Annotated in this window: 22 protein-coding genes and 1 pseudogene; 15 read left to right on the top strand and 8 right to left on the bottom strand. The window is 42.1% G+C overall.

Features of this window, described 5'->3' with window-relative positions; genetic code table 11:
- Positions 1 to 50: 50 nt before the first annotated feature.
- From MST17_RS10645 to MST17_RS10635, 3 genes are all read left to right on the top strand, one after another.
- Positions 51 to 1,373: an NCS2 family permease gene (locus MST17_RS10645; protein ID WP_111885323.1), complete on the top strand. Its 1,323-nt coding sequence runs from the start codon at positions 51 to 53 to the stop codon at positions 1,371 to 1,373.
- A gap of 66 nt (positions 1,374 to 1,439) precedes the next feature.
- The gene (locus MST17_RS10640) at positions 1,440 to 2,441 is read left to right on the top strand and encodes an adenosine deaminase (RefSeq protein WP_180027219.1); all 1,002 of its coding nucleotides are present in this window, start codon (positions 1,440 to 1,442) and stop codon (positions 2,439 to 2,441) included.
- Between the two features lie 56 nt (positions 2,442 to 2,497).
- The gene (locus tag MST17_RS10635; protein WP_180027218.1) at positions 2,498 to 2,872 is read left to right on the top strand and encodes a hypothetical protein; all 375 of its coding nucleotides are present in this window, start codon (positions 2,498 to 2,500) and stop codon (positions 2,870 to 2,872) included.
- A gap of 52 nt (positions 2,873 to 2,924) precedes the next feature.
- On the opposite strand, the gene MST17_RS10630 is transcribed toward MST17_RS10635, so the two are convergent.
- The gene (locus tag MST17_RS10630; protein WP_180027217.1) at positions 2,925 to 3,482 is read right to left on the bottom strand and encodes a cytochrome b; all 558 of its coding nucleotides are present in this window, start codon (positions 3,480 to 3,482) and stop codon (positions 2,925 to 2,927) included.
- Positions 3,483 to 3,694: 212 nt separating this feature from the next.
- On the opposite strand from MST17_RS10630, the gene MST17_RS10625 reads away from it, so the two are divergent.
- Both MST17_RS10625 and rnhB read left to right on the top strand, forming a co-directional pair.
- Complete coding sequence (locus MST17_RS10625) at positions 3,695 to 4,081, top strand: hypothetical protein (RefSeq protein ID WP_180027216.1); 387 nt, start codon at positions 3,695 to 3,697, stop codon at positions 4,079 to 4,081.
- 93 nt (positions 4,082 to 4,174) lie between these two features.
- Positions 4,175 to 4,744: a ribonuclease HII gene (rnhB, locus tag MST17_RS10620; protein ID WP_168379347.1), complete on the top strand. Its 570-nt coding sequence runs from the start codon at positions 4,175 to 4,177 to the stop codon at positions 4,742 to 4,744.
- Positions 4,745 to 4,835: 91 nt separating this feature from the next.
- On the opposite strand, the gene csrA is transcribed toward rnhB, so the two are convergent.
- From csrA to MST17_RS10600, 4 genes are all read right to left on the bottom strand, one after another.
- A complete protein-coding gene (csrA, locus tag MST17_RS10615; RefSeq protein ID WP_078189080.1) occupies positions 4,836 to 5,090 on the bottom strand; it encodes a carbon storage regulator CsrA in 255 nt (84 codons plus the stop codon).
- Between the two features lie 249 nt (positions 5,091 to 5,339).
- Positions 5,340 to 6,620 carry an aspartate kinase gene (locus MST17_RS10610; protein WP_078189079.1) on the bottom strand — a complete coding sequence of 427 codons (1,281 nt, stop codon included), beginning with the start codon at positions 6,618 to 6,620 and terminating at the stop codon, positions 5,340 to 5,342.
- A gap of 346 nt (positions 6,621 to 6,966) precedes the next feature.
- A complete protein-coding gene (gene alaS, locus MST17_RS10605) occupies positions 6,967 to 9,660 on the bottom strand; it encodes an alanine--tRNA ligase (RefSeq protein WP_180009412.1) in 2,694 nt (897 codons plus the stop codon).
- 314 nt (positions 9,661 to 9,974) lie between these two features.
- Entirely contained in the window at positions 9,975 to 10,790 is an 816-nt protein-coding gene (locus MST17_RS10600; protein ID WP_180009413.1) for a hypothetical protein, read from the bottom strand.
- Between the two features lie 175 nt (positions 10,791 to 10,965).
- Here MST17_RS10600 and MST17_RS10595 point away from each other — a divergent pair, with 175 nt between their 5' ends.
- Complete coding sequence (locus tag MST17_RS10595) at positions 10,966 to 11,994, top strand: type I glyceraldehyde-3-phosphate dehydrogenase (protein WP_180020863.1); 1,029 nt, start codon at positions 10,966 to 10,968, stop codon at positions 11,992 to 11,994.
- Between the two features lie 199 nt (positions 11,995 to 12,193).
- Complete coding sequence (locus MST17_RS10590) at positions 12,194 to 12,496, top strand: hypothetical protein (protein WP_168379360.1); 303 nt, start codon at positions 12,194 to 12,196, stop codon at positions 12,494 to 12,496.
- Between the two features lie 157 nt (positions 12,497 to 12,653).
- On the opposite strand, the gene MST17_RS10585 is transcribed toward MST17_RS10590, so the two are convergent.
- Positions 12,654 to 12,953, bottom strand: a complete 300-nt coding sequence (locus tag MST17_RS10585; protein ID WP_180020865.1) for an AzlD family protein — start codon at positions 12,951 to 12,953, stop codon at positions 12,654 to 12,656.
- On the bottom strand, positions 12,950 to 13,696 hold the full coding sequence (locus MST17_RS10580) for an AzlC family ABC transporter permease (RefSeq protein WP_180027214.1): 747 nt from the start codon (positions 13,694 to 13,696) through the stop codon (positions 12,950 to 12,952). The genes MST17_RS10585 and MST17_RS10580 overlap by 4 nt, the downstream gene beginning before the upstream one ends.
- Before the next feature lie 142 nt (positions 13,697 to 13,838).
- Between MST17_RS10580 and MST17_RS10575 the strand changes: the two genes are divergently transcribed.
- The 8 genes and pseudogenes from MST17_RS10575 to MST17_RS10540 all read left to right on the top strand — a co-directional run bounded on the left by MST17_RS10575 (position 13,839) and on the right by MST17_RS10540 (position 22,494).
- Positions 13,839 to 14,294 carry an Lrp/AsnC family transcriptional regulator gene (locus MST17_RS10575; protein ID WP_078194390.1) on the top strand — a complete coding sequence of 152 codons (456 nt, stop codon included), beginning with the start codon at positions 13,839 to 13,841 and terminating at the stop codon, positions 14,292 to 14,294.
- Positions 14,295 to 14,615: 321 nt separating this feature from the next.
- Positions 14,616 to 15,782, top strand: coding sequence for an ATP phosphoribosyltransferase regulatory subunit (locus MST17_RS10570; RefSeq protein ID WP_180027213.1), 1,167 nt, complete (start codon positions 14,616 to 14,618; stop codon positions 15,780 to 15,782).
- A gap of 66 nt (positions 15,783 to 15,848) precedes the next feature.
- Positions 15,849 to 17,168: an adenylosuccinate synthase gene (locus tag MST17_RS10565; RefSeq protein WP_078189071.1), complete on the top strand. Its 1,320-nt coding sequence runs from the start codon at positions 15,849 to 15,851 to the stop codon at positions 17,166 to 17,168.
- A 242-nt stretch (positions 17,169 to 17,410) separates the two neighbouring features.
- A complete protein-coding gene (gene cml / locus MST17_RS10560) occupies positions 17,411 to 18,676 on the top strand; it encodes a CmlA/FloR family chloramphenicol efflux MFS transporter (RefSeq protein WP_020753574.1) in 1,266 nt (421 codons plus the stop codon).
- Positions 18,669 to 19,874: pseudogene (locus MST17_RS10555) on the top strand (ISL3 family transposase). Before cml ends, MST17_RS10555 begins: the two are co-directional and overlap by 8 nt.
- A 518-nt stretch (positions 19,875 to 20,392) precedes the next feature.
- Complete coding sequence (locus tag MST17_RS10550) at positions 20,393 to 21,196, top strand: M48 family metallopeptidase (RefSeq protein WP_078194387.1); 804 nt, start codon at positions 20,393 to 20,395, stop codon at positions 21,194 to 21,196.
- A 97-nt stretch (positions 21,197 to 21,293) separates the two neighbouring features.
- Positions 21,294 to 21,602 (top strand): hypothetical protein, encoded by a 309-nt coding sequence (locus tag MST17_RS10545; RefSeq protein ID WP_078194385.1) that lies wholly within the window; start codon positions 21,294 to 21,296, stop codon positions 21,600 to 21,602.
- A 112-nt stretch (positions 21,603 to 21,714) separates the two neighbouring features.
- Complete coding sequence (locus MST17_RS10540) at positions 21,715 to 22,494, top strand: M48 family metallopeptidase (protein WP_168379353.1); 780 nt, start codon at positions 21,715 to 21,717, stop codon at positions 22,492 to 22,494.
- 155 nt (positions 22,495 to 22,649) lie between these two features.
- On the opposite strand, the gene MST17_RS10535 is transcribed toward MST17_RS10540, so the two are convergent.
- Positions 22,650 to 23,132 (bottom strand): peptidylprolyl isomerase, encoded by a 483-nt coding sequence (locus MST17_RS10535; protein ID WP_078189067.1) that lies wholly within the window; start codon positions 23,130 to 23,132, stop codon positions 22,650 to 22,652.
- Between the last annotated feature and the right edge of the window lie 20 nt (positions 23,133 to 23,152).

Genomic DNA, 23,152 nt, shown 5'->3' with positions numbered 1-23,152 from the left:
ATTTTGTGGAATGCTTATATGCATAAAGTTTACTTCATAGGGGCTAGGTCATGACGACTCCTAATCCATCTTCCGAGAACATGCTTGAACGTCTGTTTAAACTGAGCGAAAACAAAACCAGTTTCAAAACAGAAGTCATTGCAGGTGTAACTACTTTCTTGACAATGTGTTACATCATTATTGTCAATCCAATGATTTTGTCCGAAACGGGTATGGATCATGGCGCTGTTTTTGTCGCAACCTGTCTAGCAGCAGCCATTGGCTGTTTGGTGATGGGGCTTGTTGCTAACTATCCAATTGCCTTAGCACCCGGTATGGGCTTAAACGCTTACTTTACCTATTCTGTATGTTTGGGTATGGGCGTGGAATGGCAAACTGCTTTAGCAGCTGTTTTTGTCTCTGGCCTTGTTTTTATCGCTATCAGCATGTTCAAAATCCGTGAAGCGATTGTCAATGCGATTCCAATGTCGCTTAAACTGGCGATCGGCGGCGGTATTGGTTTATTCCTTGCACTGGTTTCTTTGAAAAATGCCGGCATTATTGTTGATAACCCTGCAACATTGGTTAGTCTGGGTGATTTAAAACAGCCGTCTGTCTTGTTGGCTTTACTTGGCTTCTTGATGGTTGTGGTTATGCATCACTTCAAAGTACGTGGTGCAATCATCATCAGTATTTTGGTGATTACTGCAATTTCAACCCTACTGGGCTTCAACGAATTTAAAGGTGTTGTAGGTGCTATTCCTTCAATCGCTCCAACATTCATGCAAATGAACTTCGAAGGTCTATTCACAGCAAGTTTGATTGGCGTAATCTTTGTATTCTTCTTGGTTGATTTATTTGACTCTACAGGTACATTGGTCGGTGTATCACACCGTGCAGGCTTATTAAAAGACGGTAAATTACCACGTTTGAAGAAAGCATTATTTGCTGACTCATCTGCAATTGTTGCGGGTGCGGCATTGGGTACGTCTTCGACTACGCCTTATATTGAATCATCAGCAGGTGTTGCTGCCGGTGGTCGTACAGGTTTAACTGCAGTTGTAGTTGCTGTATTGTTTATTTTGGCATTGTTCTTAGCACCACTTGCTCAGTCTGTACCAGGTTTTGCAACTGCGCCAGCATTATTGTTTGTTGGTGTGTTGATGATTCAAGGTATCGTTCATATTGAGTGGGATGATATTACTGAAGCAGTCCCTGCATTCTTAACAATTGTATTTATGCCGTTTACCTATTCAATTGCAGACGGTATTGCAATGGGCTTCATCAGCTATGCATTAGTTAAATTGCTGACAGGTAAAGCGAAAACTGTACCGTATATGGTCTGGATTATTGCTGCACTTTGGGCATTAAAATTTGCTGCATTTGGCGGTTAATACTGTCAAATAGCGAAAGGGTGTAAACTCAGTTTGCACCCTTTTTTATTTTTATGAGGATAAAAGATGGATCAACTTGAGCTGATTCGCGCTTTGCCAAAAGCAGAGCTACATGTGCATATTGAAGGGACATTTGAGCCTGAACTCATGTTTGCAATTGCCCAACGCAACAATATTGCAATCCCTTATCAATCAGTCGAAGAATTAAAAGAAGCGTATAACTTCCATAATTTACAGTCTTTTTTAGACATTTATTATGCAGGTGCAAATGTACTGATTCATGAGCAAGATTTTTATGATTTGGCATGGGCATATTTAGAAAAATGTGCAGAAGATCATGTGGTTCATACTGAAATGTTCTTCGACCCACAAACTCATACAGATCGTGGCGTTGCTTTTGAAACGGTTTTGAATGGCTTACAACGCGCTTGTGATGATGCCAAAGTAAAACTGGGCATTAGCTCACATCTGATTATGTGTTTCTTACGTCATTTATCTGAAGACGCAGCATTTGCAACATTAGAACAAGCTTTACCATATAAAGATCAAATTATTGGTGTTGGTTTAGATTCGAGTGAAGTGGGTCATCCACCATCAAAATTCGAACGTGTTTTTGCCAAAGCACGTGAAGCAGGTTTTCTTATCGTTGCGCATGCAGGGGAAGAAGGTCCAGCAGAATACGTATGGGAAGCCTTGGATCTACTGAAAGTAAATCGTGTTGACCATGGTGTACGTTCAGAAGAAGATCCAGCCTTAATGCAGCGTTTAATTGCAGAGAAAATGCCATTAACCGTTTGCCCGCTGAGTAATTTAAAACTTTGTGTTGTGAATGATATGGCTGATCATAATATTCGCCGACTATTGCAACAAGGTGTGCATGTGACCGTCAATTCAGATGATCCATCTTATTTTGGTGGCTATATGAATGATAACTTTGTTGCGATCACCAAAGCACTTGATTTAAGCAATGCAGAGTTAAAGCAACTGGCAATCAACTCTTTTGAAGCATCATTTATTTCAGATGCTGAAAAACAAGCTTGGATTAAAAAGATTGAAGCGTTGAATTAATAATCAGCGTATAATCTCAGGCAGTGAATATTCACTGCCTTTTTTATGTTTAAATCATGCTTTTATCTCATTCAAATCGCTCTATATTTGCCTCATCGATTACATTTTTAGCCGCAGTATTGATTTCATCCGCTGCTAGTGCAGATAAATCAAGTTTAAGTCAGCGTATGCTAAAGCCTGTGATTGAATATCAATGCTCGCAAGAATTAAATACTTCTAAAATTTGGAAAGGTGCTGCGTTGTTTATGAGTGCTCAACAGAAAAAAGACAATCAAGCTGCGATTTGTCAGTGCGTGAGTGAGCATGCTATGGATGATATTGGTGCGAAAGATCTGATGACTGCTGCAGTGAATGAAACTGAAAAGAATAAACTGATTTCTAAAGCGGTTTTGAATAGTATGCGTGGCTGTGCTCAGCAAGTGCTGAATTAAAAGATGATGCTCACAATAAAAGCCACATAATGTGGCTTTTATTTTGTCTTTGTTAGGGTTTTGGTTGTCGTGTCATGCTTTTGAGCACATGGTCTTTATCAATAAAATGATGTTTCAGTGCTGCCAAAATATGAACCACTAAGAGCAAGCCTGCTGCCCAAGAAATCCAAATATGTAATGGTTTCACGATGGCAAGTAATTCAGGATTATCTTGGACCAAGCGTGGTATTTCAAACAAATACAAGACAGGGGCAGGGTGACCTGCACTCCAGCTAAATAAGCAACCTGTAATCGGTAAAGCCAGTAGTACAAAATACAGTGCTAAATGACCCAAATGTGCCAAGGTTTTCATGCCGGATGACATACTGTCAGGTAATTCAGGTGTGGGGTGGGTATAGCGCCAAAAGATTCGTATCACCGCCAGAAAAATAATCGTAGTCGCAATATTTTTATGGAGGGTAATGACTTGCCCTTTAAAGCTACCATCGACGTCATAACTCAGAAAATTGCCACTATAAAAGCCAATTAACCATGCCACGATGAATATGATCGCCATCAGCCAATGTAAGACCTGAGCTGTTCGAGTGTAGTATTGTGTGTTATTGCTCATGTTGATTATTTAAGCGTTCAATCTTATGCAGATTCTAATACAGACCACAAAAATATGCGTCGTTTAAAATCGGGACACTGTGTTGTGAATATGCAACACAGGCTTTGATGATTAACTACACAATTACCGAATTTATTTTAAATAGTCATATCGGATGGTGTGTGATTTGGGGCACAATATGCGCGTTAATTAACAGAACAAAGGAAATATTCGTGAAAAAATTAGTTGCTGTTCTAGCGCCATTAGCGCTTGTTCTTTCTGCATGTGCTGCGACTGGTACAACAGGTACAAGTTCTACAGGTACAACTTCAGCAAACAGCTTGGCAATGATGGCGGTTAAAGTGGGTGTTCAAGCGAAATGCGTGACTGAGCTAAATAACAACAGCTACTGGAAAACAGGTTCAAAATTATTAACAGAAACTCAAAAATCTGAACTACAAACTGAAGTGTGTTCATGTGTAGGCGAGAAAGCGATAACTAGCGTGACTGCAACGGATTTGGTTGTAGCAGCAATGGATAAAACTTCACAAGCAAATCTTGCGGCTAAAATCGTGACAAATACTTTAAATGCTTGCGTGATTGAAACATTTAAAAACTAAGATTTAGAACATTTTATACGACCCTGACAATGGTTTTGCTGAGTATCAGTAAATCCAAATTAAGGGTCGTATTTTATTTTGAGTGAGAGATATATGAAAATTGCTGGTGCAGATGAAGCGGGTCGCGGTCCATTGGTGGGTTCGGTTGTTGCGGCAGCTGTCATTTTAGATCCAAATAACCCGATTGAAGGTTTAAACGATTCTAAAAAACTCACTGAAAAAAAACGTGAAAAGTTATTTATTGAGATTCAAGAAAAAGCCTTGGCTTGGGCGATTGCTGAAAGTTCTGCACAAGAAATTGATGAGATCAATATTTTGCAAGCATCATTACTTGCAATGCGTCGTGCAGTGGAAAAACTCAATGTACAGCCAGAACACGTGTTGGTCGATGGTAATAAAGTCCCAACCGGTTTAGCAATGAGCTGTGATGCAATCGTGGGCGGTGATGCGATTCATCCAGAGATTTCGGCTGCGAGTATTTTGGCAAAAGTGACTCGAGACCACGAAATGGTTGAACTGGATGCAAAATATCCACAGTATGGTTTTGCGAAACACAAGGGCTATCCAACCAAAGCGCACTTCGAAGCGATTGCACAGTATGGGGTGATTGATGAACATCGCCGCAGTTTTGGCCCCGTACGTAAAGTTCTAGAAGGGCAGTAATTAAGCTCAGTTGAACTTATATAGTAAACGCATGTTCTAGATAAATTTAAAGCGGCCTAATGAGCCGCTTTATCATTTAACAACTTAAATCTTAGCGATTATAGTTGTTTTGTGAATAATCAGTTTCTTCAAAAGATGGCTGATATTCTTGATCAATGTTTTGGAGATGTTCGTGCATTGCGCGTTCATGTTGAATTCGTTGGTAAATTTCTTCACGATGAACAGATACTTCTTTTGGAGCATTCACGCCAATACGAACCTGATTACCTTTAACACCAAGTACAGTCACGCTAACTTGGTCTCCAATCATTAATGTTTCTCCGACACGACGAGTCAGAATCAGCATGTTTCTCTCCTTGCAAAATGCAAAACCTGCAAATGATCTGTTATGTAAAATTCATAACTTGTAAAAGCAAAAAAATTTAGCAGTGCATCTGAAACAATCATTGTGACAGTCGCAAACTGAGTAAATTTTAAAATCCTCAGGTTTAATATAACAGAGCCACTATAAAAAAAACTATAGTGGCTCTGAATTTTTACGATGTTTTTCAAAATCTGTCTAACAATGACAAATTTTGACACACAGCAAGGTTAATTAAGCACGCGCGCTTGATTCACCTGTTTCACGATCTAGACCGAATGCAGTGTGTAGAGCACGTACAGCAAGCTCTAAGTATTTCTCATCGATAATCACTGAAATTTTGATTTCAGAAGTCGAGATCATCAAAATGTTAATGCCTTCTTTTGCAAGAGCAGTAAACATTTTGCTTGCTACACCAGCGTGTGAACGCATACCAACACCAACAATCGATACTTTAACGATGTCTGCGCGAGTTGCAACTTCACGTGCACCAATTTCTTGTGCAGTCGCTTCAAGAATAGCTTTCGCTTTTGGTAATTCACCACGGTTAACTGTAAAAGTGAAATCAGTTGTACCGTCTTCTTCCACGTTTTGGATAATCATATCCACTTCAACATTGGCATCACCAATTGGTGAAAGGATGTTTGAAGCGATACCTGGTTTATCCGGTACACCAAGAATAGTTAATTTAGCTTCATCACGGTTGAACGCGATACCTGAGATGATTGGTTGTTCCATGTTGTCTTCCGCTTCAGTGGTGATTAGTGTCCCGACGTTTTGTTTAAAGTTTTCGTCGAATGCGCCATCATCGTCATTATCAAAACTTGATAATACGCGTAAAGGCACTTGGTATTTACCGGCAAATTCTACAGAGCGAATTTGAAGGACTTTAGAACCAAGTGATGCCATTTCAAGCATTTCTTCAAAAGAAATACGATCAACTTTTTTCGCTTTTGGAGCGACACGAGGGTCAGTGGTGTAAACACCATCAACGTCTGTGTAAATCTGACATTCATCAGCTTTAAGTGCAGCTGCCAATGCAACACCTGAAGTGTCAGAACCACCACGACCTAGAGTCGTAGTGTTACCTTCGGCATCAAAGCCTTGGAAACCTGCCACTACAATGACACGTCCAGCGTCAAGGTTTGAAGTCAATACATCTGTATCAATCGCTTCAATACGCGCCTTGGTAAATGCGCTGTCGGTTTTAATACCAACTTGACGACCTGTAAGTGATTTAGCTTCAACACCAATAGAGTTAAGTGCCATTGCTAACATAGAAATCGTTACCTGTTCACCCGTAGACACCATTTGGTCTAATTCGCGTGGATCAGGTGTTTCGGTAATGGCTTTCGCTAAAGCAAGTAGACGATTGGTTTCGCCACTCATTGCAGATACAACAACCACAACTTTGTGACCGTGATCATGCCAACGCTTTACACGACGAGCAACATTTAAAATGCGCTCTGGAGTACCCATTGAGGTACCGCCATATTTTTGAACGATTAATGCCATAACTATCCTTACCAAGTAAATAAGTCTAAAGACTTAAAGCACTTACACATATTTTAAGACCGCACTTCGGCGCGATTTTAATATACCACGTAGCTTATGAACTCCAAGGTAGGAGGAGTTCAAATAGATACTTTGTGTCTGCAGGGGATTCACATGAACCCAGCCTTTTAGACTCCATTTTCATCATTTAGCCAGAGGTTGAATATTGGTTTCAACATGATGATTGAGTTTGCGCTTTCACGCATCAACAGTGTTTAAGCAGGATCCAGCATTAAAAAACACACTGCTTAAACCTGTTGATTTGCTCAAAGGAGGTGAGTCACTTTGAGCTATAGGACTTTTGGTCTTATTTTGCAGCTAACCATGCAACGAGGTCAGTCATTACCGCTTCAAGTTTGTCGCTATAAGGCGCACCACCTTGAGCCATATCAGGTTTACCACCACCTTTACCGCCAAGTTCTTGACCAAGGTGTTTGATGATGTCACCTGCTTTTACAGCAGCAGTGTATTCTTTAGCAACCGAAGCAATGAGGCTCACTTTGTCGGCATCAACCGCTGCGATCACGATCACAGCATTGTCTAACTTAGATTTCACACCGTCGTGCAAGTTGCGAAGTGATTTCGCATCTACACCTTGAACCGTGGTGATTAATGTTTTACGGCCAGCAATCTCTTGAACTTGACTCAATAACTCAGCGGCTTGGAAGCTTGCCAATTTTTGGTTCAATTGTTCAATTTGTTTTTGCAAGCTAGATGCAGTGTGAGAAAGCGCTTCTACTTTTTCTAAAGTTTGGTCTTTTTGAGCTTTTAGCAAATCGTTGATTGCATGAATATCACGATCCGCTTTTTGTGCTACTTCAACTGCTTTTGTGCCTGTAACAGCTTCTATACGGCGTACGCCTGCAGCAACACCGCCTTCAGAAGTGATTTTAAATAGGCCGATGTCACCTGTGCGTTTTACGTGAATACCGCCACAAAGTTCGATAGAGAAGTTTTTCTCATCTTTGGTTGTACCCATAGACAATACACGTACTTCGTCACCGTATTTCTCACCGAACAACATCATCGCGCCTTTTTCTTTAGCCGCATCGATGTCTAAAAGTTCAGTTGAAACAGCAGTATTGGCAATCACTTCAGCATTGACAATGCGTTCAATTTCTTGAAGCTGTTCAAATGAAACAGGTTGATCATTGGCAAAGTCAAAACGTAAAAGTTCGCTGGCAACCAATGAGCCTTTTTGCTGTACGTGCGTACCCAAAACTTGGCGCAGCGCTGCATGCAACAGGTGAGTCGCAGAGTGGTTGCGCGATGTTGCTGCACGGATATCTGCTTTAACAATCGCTTCAACCGCTTGAGCCGCTTTTAAGTTACCCATGGTCACGATGCCTTGGTGTACAAATGCGCCGCCTGATTTTTTGGTGTCTTGAACTTCAAAAATACCAGTTTCGTTTTTGAAGATACCTGTATCGCCAACTTGACCGCCACTTTCTGCATAGAACGGAGTTTGGTTTAGAACGATTAGTGCTTCGTCACCTTCAAAAACTTCATCAACTTGTTCGCCGTCTTTGTAGATTGCAACAATTTGACCTTGGCCTTGAGTTGCGTCATAGCCGTCAAATTGAGTCTCGCCTTCAACTTTGACAATTGAGTTGTAGTCGACAGCAAATTTACCAGCATCACGCGCACGTTGACGTTGAGCCGCCATTTCGACTTCGAAACCAGCTTCATCAATCGTTAAATCACGTTCACGTGCAATGTCTGCTGTTAAGTCAGTCGGGAAGCCGTAAGTATCGTAAAGTTTAAATACAGTTTCGCCTGGAATCACTGAACCTTTAAGTTGAGCCAATTCGCCTTCAAGCAATTTCAAACCTTGCTCTAAAGTTTTTGCGAATTGTTCTTCTTCTTTCAAAAGCTGTGCTTCGATACGTGCTTGCTGTGCAGCAAGCTCAGGATAAGCAGCGCCCATCACGTCGATCAGCGGCTGCAACATTTTATGGAAGAATGAACCTGTTGCACCCAATTTGTTACCATGACGTACTGCACGACGGATAATACGGCGAAGTACATAGCCACGGCCTTCGTTAGACGGGTTAACACCGTCTGCAATCAAGAAGCAGCAAGAACGTGCATGGTCAGCCACAACTTTAAGTGAAGCAGGGTATTCAACTGGTTTGTTTTCTGCTTGTGCTTTTGCTTCAAGTTCAGTGGTATCTAAACCAATGATTTCAGCAGCAGCTTTAAGTAGGTTTTGGAATAGGTCAATTTCGTAGTTTGAGTTTACATGCTGTAAAACTGCAGAAATACGCTCAAGGCCCATACCTGTATCTACAGAAGGTGCAGGAAGGGCATGCAGAACACCATCAGCAGTACGGTTGAACTGCATGAATACGTTGTTCCAAATTTCGATGAAACGATCGCCATCTTCTTCAGGAGTGCCCGGTAAGCCGCCCCAAATGTGGTCACCATGGTCAAAGAAGATTTCAGAACATGGACCGCAAGGACCTGTATCGCCCATTGCCCAGAAGTTATCTGAAGCGTATTTTTCGCCTTTGTTGTCACCAATACGGATAATGCGTGAAGCGTCTAGACCAATTTCTTTGTTCCAGATATCAAATGCTTCGTCATCTGTATGGTAAACAGTGGCATAAAGTTTATCTTTTGGCAGACCTAACCATTTTTCGTTGGTTAAGAAATCCCAAGCAAATGTGATGGCATCACGTTTGAAGTAGTCACCAAATGAGAAGTTACCCAACATTTCAAAGAACGTGTGGTGACGTGCTGTATAACCAACGTTGTCTAAGTCGTTGTGTTTACCGCCGGCACGGACACATTTTTGTGAAGAAGTTGCACGAACGTAGTCACGTTTTTCAAGACCAAGGAAGCAGTCTTTAAACTGGTTCATACCAGCATTTGTGAACAATAGTGTTGGGTCGTTGGCAGGTACCAGAGAACTCGACGCGACACGTGTATGCCCTTGCGATTCAAAGTAGCTTAAAAAAGCTTCGCGAATTTCAGCTGATGTCATAAAACGAGTACTCACAACCAAGTCTCTCCTAATTTCGATTTGGTAATAGCATATCAAGCAAGTCTTACAAAATTTTAAAGCTGGCTTGAGATGCTGACATAAAATTTAAAAACGCTAAATTATAACGGAAAAAGGTGTAGCGACCAATGATTTTCAATGAACTATATGACTTTTTATATAATTCATTTGAATTGATTCATTTTCATTATGGTTGTGAAAATTTTGGCAGTTTTTACTCAATGGTACTTTGGTTTATTTATAAATTTAAGATGAAATTTTACTTAAATCCTAAACGCATTTTCAAATTTTAAAGGCGTGAATTAATCAGCTTATAAGTCAGGATCTGTCTTTTTTATGTGTTGAATGGGGTATTCCTTGCCATTAAATTTGAGCTGATAACGACCTTGGTCATGTTCAGCGGACGCTTTGCAGTTTTTGTGATTGTAATGGCTGCTAATGCTCGACTCTTTGATTAAGAAAATAGGGAAGCCCTTATGGGTTTGATTGCTGATGTGTAAGGTGCGCTTCAATTCTTCAGTATTCCAGTCATCACAAGCACTTTGTGTACTGCTGTTGTAGTTGGTCATTAGTCCATTTAAGACAGCTAAAATTTTTGAATCAGTTTGAATGGCATAAAGGTAAAGCAATCGTCTTGATGAATGAATACCGCCTATGTGCGATTGTTTTAAAGCAATACCCACCAAGTCCTGATCTTTTGCATAGGGAGTGAGATCAAATTGAACATTATCTAAACGTGTCGTAGGCACAATGCCTTTAGGTGACTTAAATACTTTTAGTACTTGAAATGTGCCTTTATCTATAAGATAAAGCTTTAGATCATAATTGCCCGCATTGTCCTGAATCACGTCAGTCGCATTACTAGAAAGGGCTAATAATCGACGACTATGCTGAAGTTGAATGCAGTCCTGAAATACAGGTTCATTGGCATTGGAGGAATTATCGTCTGAGAATAGGCGTTGTAATTTTTGTATCTCCGCTGATGAACAGTGTTGATATATTTGCGCTGTAGTCTCGGTTGAACCTAATAAAAATATCAAAAATATTGAGATGGAAGCGTAAAAGAGCTTTGTAGGTTTAAGCTTTTGCCAGAACAAATAAAATGGTTGTAGTGTTTGCTTCATCATTGTGATTTATAGTCTATAGAATATTTTTCTTCATTATAAAGTCGAAAAGCTATTTTGAATATTTTCACTCAACACCCATTTTAATAAGTATTAAGAGAATTAATGATTACGAATTATTGTTGAAATCCTTTAATATATAAGCGCTTTATAACTGTTTCAAAATGAAGGGTAAGTCATGCAGCGAGTGGCAATTAATGGATTTGGTCGAATCGGACGCAATGTATTACGCGCTTGGTTTGAAAATCCAAAAGAATTTCATTATGAAATTGTTGCCATAAATGATGTCGCTGATGTGGAAACCATGGTGCATTTGTTTAAATATGACACCACGCATGGTCGTTTTGCAGGCCAAGTCGAAATTCTTGAACAAGATGGCGCTATTTTTCTAGATATCTCTTGTGCTCAAGCGCATCTCAAAGTGCAAGTTTTAAATGAAGCACAGCCGAGTCTTTTGCCTTGGCAGCAACTGAATGTCGATGTGGTACTCGAATGCACAGGTTTATTTAGATCGCGAGAGGCAGCCACACAACATATTGGTGCAGGTGCCAAACGTGTGATTATTGGTGCGGCGCCGTTTGACAGTGTTGATGCTGCGATTGTGTATGGTGTTAATCATCATGAAGTCAAAGCGACGGATCAAATTATTTCGAGTGTGTCGTGTACCACGCAGGCTTTGGTGCCTTTAGTCAAAATTATTGATGATGCCTTTGTTATAGACACAGCACTCATGACAGAAATTCATGCTGTGACTGCGGATCAGTCTGTATTGGATCATGCACATCGTGACTTACGTCGTGCGCGAGCTTCAGGTCAAAATATTATTCCAACGACCTCTTCAGCTCTGGGTGCGTTGAAACGGGTCATGCCGAAAATGGAAGATCGAATCGATGGCTATTCGATTCGTGTGCCGACTATCAATGTTGCTGCAATCGATTTAAGTTTTGTGTCTCAATCAGTTATCACCAAGCATGAGTTAAATGCAGTGTTAAGCAAAGCTGCACGTTTTGATTATCATGAAATTATGTCAGTAACCGATGAGCCCTTGGTCTCAAGTGATTTTAATCATTCACCTTATTCATTGATTGTCGATTTGAATCAAACCATGGTGGTAGGAAAGCAAGCAAAAGTTTTCGCATGGTATGACAATGAATGGGGCTATGCGAACCGCTTGCTCGATTTATGTGAAAGTTTTCACTCTTTATAAAAATTCAAACTTATCCAATATAGAAAACATCTACTAGCTTGTAGGTGTTTTTTTATTTTCTAAAATTAGATGAAAAATCATGCGTAATGTCGTTGATGTATCTCGAAAATATTGAAAAACTTTAAAAAATATTCAAGCACAGCCGATTTATTGTTTAAGATGAAAGTCAAAGAAATATATAAAGAGTATGAGCATGATGTTGATGTTACTTTGGGGATTTATTTTATTATTGGCACTGGCGGTTATATTTTTAATTTGGCTACAGTTTAATCGTGACGTATCGCAATCTACCGCGCATGAAACCTTGCCACTCGAGGAAAAAGTGGTGCATCTAGAAGCCAACCTGAAAAAGACCTTGGAAATTATGCAAGACCTTGCAAAGAAAATGCATATCCAGCAAGAAGTATTAGATCAAACCACTCACAAATTACAGCAAGTTGAATTGCAAAATGCAGAATTGGTGAACATTTTGGCAAAAGTGGTCAAAACCGATCAAAGCTAATCGAAAGATAAAGAAGACTGCCCATAGCTCGATATCTGCATGAAGCATGTGATCTCAAGGTATGGGTATTTTTTATCAAATAAGATGATTCCTAATATTCATCATCATTGGATTTAAATCGTAGTTCTTTCGTTATTCAAAACATGATCGTATGGGACTAAATCAAAATTTGTCTTAACACGGCTGCTGAAAGCATGCTAATCACAACGGTAGGCAATAATGAAAAACGTGATGCTGCAAATAGGGTAATGGCCATCACGATTAAATCAGCAGGATGATCTTTGACAAAATAGGGCGCGATCACTGAGATCAATACACAGCCGGGAACAACTTCCATGATTTGACGCTGTTTGTTGGTGAGGCTACGATTTTTCAGTAATACATAACCCAAGATGTGGGTCTGGTAAGTGGTTAAGGCTATAAATAGAATCGCGATCAGGGTGCTAGTGTGGATCATACATCATCTCCAATTAGGAAAAATGCAGAAGCAATGCCAGTAACTGCACCAATCGGAACATACCAGCCCGCAGGGAGATACAAGTAAGCCAAAGATGCGGCAATCAAACTGACCAGCCATGGACGCGCCGCTTTAAAGCCTTTCCACATGCCACGCAGTAAAACAAGAAATACAGCAGGGAAAGCCATATCAAAACCAAGTCGACTAATATCGCCAAGTATCGGCCCGATCATTGCCCCTAGCGTGGTAAAGCCAACCCACATCAAATATAGAGCACAGCATAAGCCTGCATAGAACATCAAACTAAAGGCGCGCTGAATTCCCAAAACATTAGATTTTTTTTGCGCATCAGCCAAACCCACAGCCCAACTTTCATCGCACATAAAAAATAAAGCGGTATAAACCGTACGATTCGGTAAATGTCGTAAATACGGGACAAGGCTCGCCCCCATTAATAGGTGCCGACTATTCACTAAAAACGTAATAAACATCAGCATGAGAATATTAGGGGGATTGGTCCAAACTTCCAAAATGGCAAATTCAGAACCACCGGCAAAGTTAAGGCCAGTCAAAAGCGGAACTTCTAAACTAGAAAAGCCTTTATGTGTTGCCTGAGCACCCAAAACTAATGCAAAAGGAATAATGCCCAGCAGCATTGGAATAGATGTTTTTAGACCTCGTTTAAACTCAATAGAATGCTGTGAGTGGGTGTGATTGAGTGTACTTTGTCTAAACATCAACATGACGTTTTCCATGAAGCGAGATCGAAAGCAATATTTTATGGATATCTGAGCAGCATTTGGCAGCTATTTTATGGAAGATTGCTTTTATTGTGCAATAAAATTGCTAAAATAAAGATTATTGTGAAATTTAGTGCCTTTATTGATGGATCAGATAGATAAACGCATTTTGCAAGCATTACAGCAAAATGGAAAACTACAAAATAATGAATTGGCCCAACTAGTTGGTTTATCACCTTCGCCGTGTTTGAGACGGGTTAGGCAACTAGAAGATGAAGGCTATATTGAGAAATATGTGGCTTTACTGAATCAGTCAAAATTGAATTTAAGTTTAACGGTATTTGCGCGGATTTGGCTAAAAGGTCAAGATGCAAAAACCGTGAATGATTTTGTCGCAGCGATTCAAACGATGCCTGAGGTGGTTGAATGTCAACTCATGGCAGGGGATTGTGACTTTTTCTTACGTATCGTCGTGGCAGATTTAGAAGCCTATCGAAAGTTTCAAATTCATCATTTAACGCAGATTGCCAGTGTGCAAAATGTAAAAACAGAGATACCGTTACAGGCCGTTAAACAAACTACAGCGCTTCCATTGGATTGATGTTCGTGTCTTAAATTAAGTTATTGAGCCTGATCATATTTATAACTTTGTTTAAAACTTCATCTATAGAAAGTAGGACGCTTATTATTTTTTATCAAATGGTTAAAAAAATAACGTTCACAGGATTTTAAAATATAAGCATAAACATGGATTTAGTTGTAAAAGTTAAAGCTGTATATGAAGTAATGAATGCTGAAGCATCTTTTATGAAAAAGTCGTGTGCAAGCGTAAAACTATCGTGCTAAACTAGGAGAAATCGGGTGTGCTCCCGATTTTTTTATGCGGATTTGTTCCGCGCTGACAAGAATTTAGGTTTACAACATGCCCATTTCAGAGACATGGTTATTACCTGATGGTGTAGCTGATGTACTGCCAGAACAGGCGCAAGTGATTGAATCTTTGCGTCGTGAAGCATTAGATTTCCTCGCATCTCGAGGTTATCAGTTGGTGTACACGCCATTCATTGAATACATCGAATCTCTATCTTCTCTTTCAGAATCGAATCAAGATTTAGACTTAGCCACTTTTAAAGTGATCGATCAACTTTCAGGTCGTTTGCTTGGTGTGCGTGCCGATATGACACCACAAGTGGCTCGTATTGATGCGCATGTACATCCTGTCGAAGGTGTAGCTCGTTATTGCTACGCTGGTACAGTACTACATACTAAGCCACAGGGTTTTAATACCACACGTGCACCTTTACAGTTAGGTGCAGAATTATTTGGTTCAGACAGCATTGATGCTGACGTTGAACTGATTGATGTCATGATCAACTTGCTTGCTAAAGCAGGTCATGCAGATGGTATCCATCTTGATTTAGGGCATGTCGGTTTATTCCGCAGCATGGTAAAACAAGCTGGCTTGAGCAAAGCGGTTGAACGTCAGTTATCTGACTTGTATCAACGTAAAGCGCTACCTGAACTTGCTGAATTCACACAAAGCATTCCAAATGGTGCTGACTTCTATACATTAGGTCGTTTTGCAAGTGACTTAGATGCATTGCAAGCCAATTTAACGGCTGATGTATTGGCAAATGAAGCATTTAAACTGGCTTTTGATGCAGTGAAATCGACTCAAGCGGCAATCCAAGCCCGTTGGCCTGATCTACATATTGGTATCGATGTTGTAGAACTTCGTTCATATCACTATCACACTGGTTTAATGTATGCCGTATATGCGCCAAACCGCGCTGCGCCATTGGCTCAAGGCGGCCGTTATGACGGTATTGGTGAACACTTCGGCCGTGCGCGCCCAGCAACAGGTTTCTCTTGTGACTTATATGCATTAACTGCAGGTCAAGTTCAGAAAAGCCAATTTTTGGTTGCACCAAAAGGCATCGAAGCAGATTTATTAAAGGCAATTGAGGCAGCACGTACCGAAGGGTTCAGTGTGGTTCAATTGTTAGGTAATGATGATTTAAGCTCTGCACCATATGCAACGCACCAGTTGGTGAATGCAAATGGCGAGTGGACAATCAAACAAATTTAATCGCGGATGTGCCTGCGGGCACACACGTTTTTTCCAATTTTAACAGCATGATGCAATGAGGCTATTATGGGCAAGAATGTTGTGGTACTTGGTACCCAATGGGGCGACGAAGGTAAAGGTAAGATCGTCGACCTGCTCACAGATCAAGCGGCTGCGGTAGTTCGCTATCAAGGCGGACACAACGCAGGTCATACACTTGTGGTTGGTGGTAAGAAAACTGTATTACACCTCATTCCATCTGGTATTCTACGTGACAACGTATTGTGCTTAATTGGTAATGGTGTTGTTTTATCACCTGAAGCTTTAATCCATGAAATGGAAGTTTTAGAAAAAGAAGGCGTGCCTGTACGTGAACGTCTACGTATTTCTCCAAACTGTCCGTTGATCCTTCCACACCATATCGCACTTGACCAAGCACGTGAGAAAAAACGTGGCAATGCGAAAATTGGTACTACAGGTCGTGGTATCGGTCCTGCATACGAAGACAAAGTGGCTCGTCGTGCAATCCGTGTTGCTGACTTGGTTCGTGGTGGTGCTCATCTTAAAGCTCAACTTGAAGAGCTTCTTGAATACCATAACTTCCAATTGACTCAATTCTTCGGTGTTGAAGCCGTTAAAGTTGAAGATGTAATCGCTCTATGTGACGAATGGCGTAAAGTCATCGAACCTATGGTGATGGACGTTACTGGCGAACTTCATGCTTACCGTAAAGCAGGTAAGAAAATCATGTTTGAAGGCGCGCAAGGTTCACTTCTTGACGTTGACCACGGTACATACCCGTATGTGACTTCTTCAAATACAACTGCTGGTGGCGTAAGCTCAGGTTCAGGTCTTGGTCCATTACACCTTGACTATGTATTGGGTATTACTAAAGCCTACACAACTCGTGTAGGTGCTGGCCCATTCCCAACTGAACTTGTTTATGATGCTGCTAACGATGTTGGTGATGCGATCGGTAAACACTTGGGTACAGTAGGTTCTGAGTTTGGTGCGTCTACTGGCCGTCAACGTCGTTGTGGTTGGTTCGATGCTGAAATTCTACGTCGTTCAGTAGAAGTAAACTCACTTTCTGGTATTTGCTTAACTAAACTAGACGTTCTAGATGGTTTAGAAGAAGTGAAAATCTGTGTAGGTTACGAAGCAGCTGATTCTGGTTGTGTAGGTTCTTCTGATGCGCTTGCATTTGAAACTTTAAAACCGATCTACGAAACTATGCCAGGTTGGTCTGAGTCTACTTTCGGTGCGAAATCACTAGATCAATTGCCACAAAATGCAATTAACTACGTGAAACGTTTAGAGCAATTGATTGAATGTCCAATCGACATCATTTCAACAGGTCCAGACCGTGATGAAACAATCGTATTACGTCATCCATTCGACGCATAATGTGCTGTTGAATTAAGATGTCAAAAGCCTCGCGAAAGCGGGGCTTTTTTTAGGTTCTTTGCACTTTAGCGTGAAGATTGTTACGATATGGACTCATCCATGAGATAACCCGCACATGAGCGCTACCAAGAAAGCAGACAAGTAAGCCGCAGCAACCTTCGTTTTCGGTTGTTGCGGCGTTCTCAAGAACCTAGTTGCTCTGCAAGAGCGCCGCCAAATTCTTAACTTAAGGAGATGGCTTCGTGCGCTCAAAAGATTTTTCTTGGCGGTATTCTCTTCCCGCCACGCTATTGCTGTTATCACCATTCGATTTGCTGGCGTCACTGGGCATGGATATGTACCTGCCCGTGGTGCCTTTCATGGCGGATGCACTTGGGTCCGGTGCAGGGACGATCCAGCTGACGTTGACGGCATACCTGGTTTTGCTTGGAGCCGGACAGCTTCTCTTCGGCCCACTGTCGGATCGGCTGGGTCGCCGCCCCGTTTTACTTGGTGGCGGGATTGCCTATATTGCGGCTTCATTCGGCCTCACCGTAGTTTCATCGCCAGAACTTTTTCTGAGCTTCCGCGTTCTTCAGGCCTGCGGCGCTTCGGCATGTCTCGTTTCCACTTTCGCGACGGTACGCGACATCTATTCGGGCCGTGAGGAAAGCAACGTCATCTATGGCTTGCTCGGCTCTATGCTTGCGATGGTTCCTGCGATAGGCCCACTGCTAGGAGCGCTGGTCGACGCGTGGCTCGGATGGCGCGCAATCTTCGGCTTGCTAGGGATGGCAATGATAGGCGCTGTTATCGCAGCCTGGCGACTCTGGCCAGAGACTCGGCGGCACCGGACGGCAGACCTACAGTGGTCGCAGCTATTGACTCCTGTGAAACACCTGAACTTCTGGCTGTACACGCTCTGTTACAGCGCGGGGATGGGCAGCTTTTTCGTCTTTTTCTCGACCGCCCCCTGGCTAATGATGGGGAGGCAAGGGTTATCGCAACTTAGCTTCAGCTTGCTATTTGCTACAGTGGCCATCGCTATGATGGCTACAGCGCGAATCATGGGACGACTGATTCCCCGGTGGGGAAGCCTGAAGACCTTACGAGTGGGAATGGGGTGTCTGATGGCGGGAGCGCTGTTGCTCGCTGTTGGCGAGACATTGGCACCGGTCTCGGTGCTTGGCTTCATCGCCCCGATGTGGCTCGTGGGTGTTGGTATCGCCACTGCGGTATCGGTGGCACCCAATGCCGCTCTTCGAGGTTTCGATCATATCGCTGGGACCGCTACAGCAGTCTACTTCTGTTTGGGTGGACTACTGTTAGGGATTATCGGGACACTCATTATTACGCTTTTATCGACTGGTACCACCTGGCCGATCATCGCTTATTGCCTCATCCTCGCAACAGCAGTGCTTTGTCTGTCCTGCATCAATCCCAACAGACGCCATCTCAGCCAAGAAGAACATGATGCCTTGGCGCTACAAGGCACCGATAGCGCGCAATCGGTCCATGATCATGACTAGCGCTGATGTTTGGAGCCTGTTCTGGAAGGGCTTTTCGCCAGCGTCTCATGGGCTTCTAGATGAACAGACTTTGCTGATCCGTCTTACACACGACGAGGAGCATACGCCAATTTGTAGCCGATGCGATTGCCCTTGTTTCCTGGTACATGACATCAATTGGCGCCGAGTTCGCGAGTCACCAATTATGCAGTATCGCGTCGAGTTGGATGTACCTGTGCGGCGGCTGCGTTGTCCACAATGCGGTCCAACCAGAGAGCGGATCGATTGGCTACCACCGCGCTCCCGTATTACGCAATCATTGCGCAACTGGATTGAGAAATTAGTACAGATGCTGCCCGTCAGTCATGTTGCCAATCTTTTGGGCTTGCATTGGCATACAGTCAAGACTATTGACATGGAGCGGCTCAAACGTGATTTGCACGAGCCAGATCGAAGTCGATTGCGCCGCCTGATGATGGACGAATTCGCCTTGCACAAGGGTCATCGCTACGCCACGGTGGTCGCCTGTGCCGACACCCAGCAAGTGGTGTGGATTGGCGAGGGCCGCTCGCGTGAGGCGATCCGGCCGTTCTTCGAGTGGTTAGGCGATGCCCGGAACCAGATCGAGGCAGTGGCCATGGACATGAACTCAGCCTTCGATCTTGAAGTGAAGGCCCAGTGCCCCAACGCGGTGGTGGTCTACGACCTGTTCCATGTGGTGGCTAAGTATGGCCGCGAAGTGATGGATAGAGTGCGAGTTGATCAGGCCAATCAACTGCGAGATGACAAGGTCGCCCGCAAGGTGATCAAAAGCAGCCGTTGGATACTGTTACGCAATGCTGACAACCTTGAGCCCGAGCAGGCGGTCAAGCTGGACGAACTCCTGGCCGCCAATGCGTTCTTGACTACGGTGTACGTGCTCAAGGACCAACTTAAGACGCTATGATTTGCGGAAAGCGAGACGACGGCCAGAAGCGCCTGGCGGGAATGGGCCGGCATGGCCCTCGGTAGCGGAATTGATGCTTTGGTACGATTTGCCAAGAAGCTGGAGCCATATATGGAGGGTATCGTTTCCAGTGCCCTCCACCGGCTGAACACCAGCGTGCTGGAGGGCATGAACAACCGGATCAAAGTCATTAAGCGGATGGCCTATGGATACCGCGACACGGACTACTTCTTCCTCAAGATCCGTGCTGCATTTCCCGGCAAAGTGCGATGAACTTTTTTTTATAGGGCGAAGAATAAAAATTCAAAAACCGACAGGTATTATTAACTGATAAACGCAGTAACATCCGAAGTGCCATTTGATTCAAATAAAAGAATGATACGCGATAACTCATCCGCAAGTGTTTGAGACAGGACAACTTTTAATTAAAAATGTTATTGCAATACTGTGAATAATTTGACACTAGTGAACGAGTTTTGTCGGTGAGGTGCATTGCACCGCAAGATGGTTTCCTTGCGAAGCACGCTTCTCATTTTGCCAAATGAGAAACAACGTTTCGTAAGAGGTACCTCCAGCCGAAGGTTAATCCCTTTATTTAAGCCCTAGATGTAAGACTCCGTCGTATACTTAAAAGTATTTAAAAAATGTGAAATTATTTTTACGGGGTAACATCAGATATTAAATTTAAATAATGGAAAAATAAAGATTTTGAAAAAAATAAGCATAAAAATATTGAGTCAGTCAATTTTTTGTATATATTTGACACTCTTTATAAATAACTAGAGATCATGATGAATTATAAAAAATCTTTGGCATGCTTTGCCGTAGCAGCTTCTTTATCAGGTTGTACCACGATTGCTGATCTTGCAGGTGCCGATTCTGCATCATTGAACTTACAGGCAACTCAGTCTTATAACGCAATGCTGAAAGACGCACAGACCAAACAAGTGCTCGATACCAAGTCTGCGACTTATCAAAAAGTAAACCGTGTTTTCTGGAAAATGAAACCATTTGCAGATCAAATGAACCAGACAGGGCAGGCATTTGATTGGAAAGTGGCCGTTATTAAATCTAAAGAAATTAACGCCTATGTCGCACCCGGTGGCAAAGTTGTTTTCTATACAGGAATCGTCGAAACACTCAAACTCACGGATGATGAAGTCGCGGCAATCATGGGCCACGAAATGGTGCATGCCTTAGAGGAACATGCAAAAAATAAAATTGGTGCTTCTGCACTGACTAATCTTGCAGTGAGTATAGGTTCACAATACGTAGGTAATGCAGCAGGTGGCTATGGTGCAACCTTGCTTGACTTGGGGAGTCAGTTCGGTGTGGGCTTACCGTATTCACGTAATTTGGAAAGTCGCGCGGATAAAGGTGGCCTAGTGATGATGGCAAAAGCTGGATACAACCCAGAAGCAGCGATCTCATTGTGGAAAAAAATGAATGCAAATGACAACAGTGGCAATGATGCACTGAGCAAATTTATGTCTACACACCCAAGCAATAATGACCGTATTGCTGCTATGCAAAAAATGATGCCAGAAGCACAGCAATATTATAAAAATGCGACACCATCGAGTGTACGTCGTTAATATCTGCGGTTTTCAAGACTAAAGTTGCATTTTAGTACGCTATACACTTTGTGGTGAGTTGCTAAAATGCAATTTGAATTAGGAAGAGAAGTGCAGGATGCAAAAGAATATTTCGACCACCATTTTTTATTCTTTATTATTTGCGATGGGGGGAGCACCCACTATTGCTATGATGATCATTCGTGCCCAAACTCAAGATCCACAATTAATTTATCAAGCCCTGATTGGGTTGTCGGTGATTATTGCCTGTATTCTTGTACCTATAGTTTTGATACAAAATGCTGTCCTATTTTTTAAGCGAAAAAATGTGCAGTTAGAAGAAAAAATCAAGCCATTAATGCATGTTTATTTAGGTTTGAATGTGGTTTGTTTAATCTATTGGTTGGTTCTTCAATTTTCAGCTTAAAAAAATTACATAAATACTATTATAAGTCGCTATAACTTCGTTTTAAGCTCCAAACCATAAGAATATAATATCCATAAATTCACTTATATTTTAATGGTCTGGAGTATCCTTAATGAAAAAAATAATTCTAACGAGCCTGTGTATGGCCGGTGTAATGACGATTTCGGGCTGTGCGACAGTGGCAGATATGGCAGGAGCGGATACTGCTACATTGAACGCGCAAGCAACACAAAGTTATAACAAAATGGTGACAGATGCGCGTTCTAAAAATCAGCTCGATACCTCTTCGAGTACATATAAGCGCATTAATACTGTATTCCAAAAACTACGTCCTTATGCAGACCAAATGAACCAAACGGGTCAAGCGTTCCAATGGCAATTGGCGGTCATGAAATCTGATCAAGTCAATGCCTTTGTAGCTCCAGGCGGTAAAGTTGTATTTTATACAGGTATCGTCAATAAACTAAATTTAACTGATGCAGAAATTGCAGCGGTTATGGGACATGAAATGGTCCATGCTCTTGAAGAACATGCAAAAAGTAAATTGGGTGCTCAAGCTTTAACGGATCTTGCGCTGAATATTGGTTTAAGTGCCGCAGGCAATAATGTCGGTCAATTGGGCACTGCTGCTGCGCAGTTAGGTAGTCAAATCGGTATAGGGTTACCGTATTCACGTTCTCTAGAAAGCCGTGCTGACCAAGGTGGTTTAATGTTAATGGCACGTGCAGGTTATAACCCACAAGCGGCGATTACACTTTGGGAAAAAATGAACAAGCTTGAAGGTGCGGGAGGTTCATCATTCCTGTCTACGCATCCATCAAACTCACAACGTATTGAAGCGATGCGTAAAAATCTACCAGCAGCGCAGCAGGTTTATAACCAACGTCGTTAATATTATGAATTAATTATCCATTTAAAAAAAGCAGGCTATGGCCTGCTTTTTTGTATTTAATAGTTTGAAAAGTTCTTATATGGCATACCTATATCAGGCGCAATAAAAAAGGCAAAGTAAAAACTTTGCCTTTTTGCACTAGAGATCAGAAGATCTTAGTGGTGGTGACCGCCTGCACCGTGTACGTGACCGTGTTCAAGTTCTTCAGCAGAAGCCTCACGGATTTCAACGATTTCAACTTCGAAAGTTAAATCTTGACCAGCAAGTGGAAAGTTTGCATCAACAAGAACGTTGTCGCCTTCAACCGCTTTAACTGTCACGATTTGTACGCCGTCATCAGTTTGAGCTTGGAATTGCATACCTGGTTGGATGTTATCCACGCCTTGGAACATTTGAGCAGGAACTTCTTGAACGAGATCAGGGTTGTATTCGCCATAACCTTCGGCAGCAGGTACAGTTACAGTGAATTTTTCACCAACTGTTTTGCCTAAAAGAGCTTTTTCAAGACCTGGAATGATGTTACCAGCGCCGTGCAAATATGCTAGTGGCTCACCTTGAGATTGGTCGAGAGTTTCACCCTCTGCATTAGTCAATGTGTAGTGGAAAGAAACCACAGAGTTATTTGCAATAGCAGTCATGTTATTGATCCATTCAATTT

The sequence above is a fragment of the Acinetobacter sp. YH16056_T genome, from assembly GCF_024605895.1.
GTDB classification, from domain to species: Bacteria; Pseudomonadota; Gammaproteobacteria; order Pseudomonadales; family Moraxellaceae; genus Acinetobacter; species Acinetobacter amyesii.
Note: the sequence above shows the minus strand (reverse complement) of the source record. Positions and strands in the feature narration are given on the sequence as shown.

Bases quoted from the DNA above. Each gene is read 5' to 3' on its own strand.
- MST17_RS10595 (WP_180020863.1), top strand. From the start codon at position 10,966: ATGCAGCGAGTGGCAATTAATGGATTTGGTCGAATCGGACGCAATGTA.
- MST17_RS10545 (WP_078194385.1), top strand. From the start codon at position 21,294: ATGCAAAAGAATATTTCGACCACCATTTTTTATTCTTTATTATTTGCG.
- MST17_RS10540 (WP_168379353.1), top strand. From the start codon at position 21,715: ATGAAAAAAATAATTCTAACGAGCCTGTGTATGGCCGGTGTAATGACG.
- MST17_RS10640 (WP_180027219.1), top strand. From the start codon at position 1,440: ATGGATCAACTTGAGCTGATTCGCGCTTTGCCAAAAGCAGAGCTACAT.
- MST17_RS10535 (WP_078189067.1), bottom strand. From the start codon at position 23,132: ATGACTGCTATTGCAAATAACTCTGTGGTTTCTTTCCACTACACATTG.
- MST17_RS10575 (WP_078194390.1), top strand. From the start codon at position 13,839: ATGGATCAGATAGATAAACGCATTTTGCAAGCATTACAGCAAAATGGA.
- MST17_RS10550 (WP_078194387.1), top strand. From the start codon at position 20,393: ATGAATTATAAAAAATCTTTGGCATGCTTTGCCGTAGCAGCTTCTTTA.
- rnhB (WP_168379347.1), top strand. From the start codon at position 4,175: ATGAAAATTGCTGGTGCAGATGAAGCGGGTCGCGGTCCATTGGTGGGT.
- MST17_RS10565 (WP_078189071.1), top strand. From the start codon at position 15,849: ATGGGCAAGAATGTTGTGGTACTTGGTACCCAATGGGGCGACGAAGGT.
- MST17_RS10600 (WP_180009413.1), bottom strand. From the start codon at position 10,790: ATGATGAAGCAAACACTACAACCATTTTATTTGTTCTGGCAAAAGCTT.
- MST17_RS10635 (WP_180027218.1), top strand. From the start codon at position 2,498: ATGCTTTTATCTCATTCAAATCGCTCTATATTTGCCTCATCGATTACA.
- MST17_RS10580 (WP_180027214.1), bottom strand. From the start codon at position 13,696: ATGTTGATGTTTAGACAAAGTACACTCAATCACACCCACTCACAGCAT.
- MST17_RS10610 (WP_078189079.1), bottom strand. From the start codon at position 6,620: ATGGCATTAATCGTTCAAAAATATGGCGGTACCTCAATGGGTACTCCA.
- MST17_RS10585 (WP_180020865.1), bottom strand. From the start codon at position 12,953: ATGATCCACACTAGCACCCTGATCGCGATTCTATTTATAGCCTTAACC.
- csrA (WP_078189080.1), bottom strand. From the start codon at position 5,090: ATGCTGATTCTGACTCGTCGTGTCGGAGAAACATTAATGATTGGAGAC.
- MST17_RS10630 (WP_180027217.1), bottom strand. From the start codon at position 3,482: ATGAGCAATAACACACAATACTACACTCGAACAGCTCAGGTCTTACAT.
- MST17_RS10645 (WP_111885323.1), top strand. From the start codon at position 51: ATGACGACTCCTAATCCATCTTCCGAGAACATGCTTGAACGTCTGTTT.
- MST17_RS10570 (WP_180027213.1), top strand. From the start codon at position 14,616: ATGCCCATTTCAGAGACATGGTTATTACCTGATGGTGTAGCTGATGTA.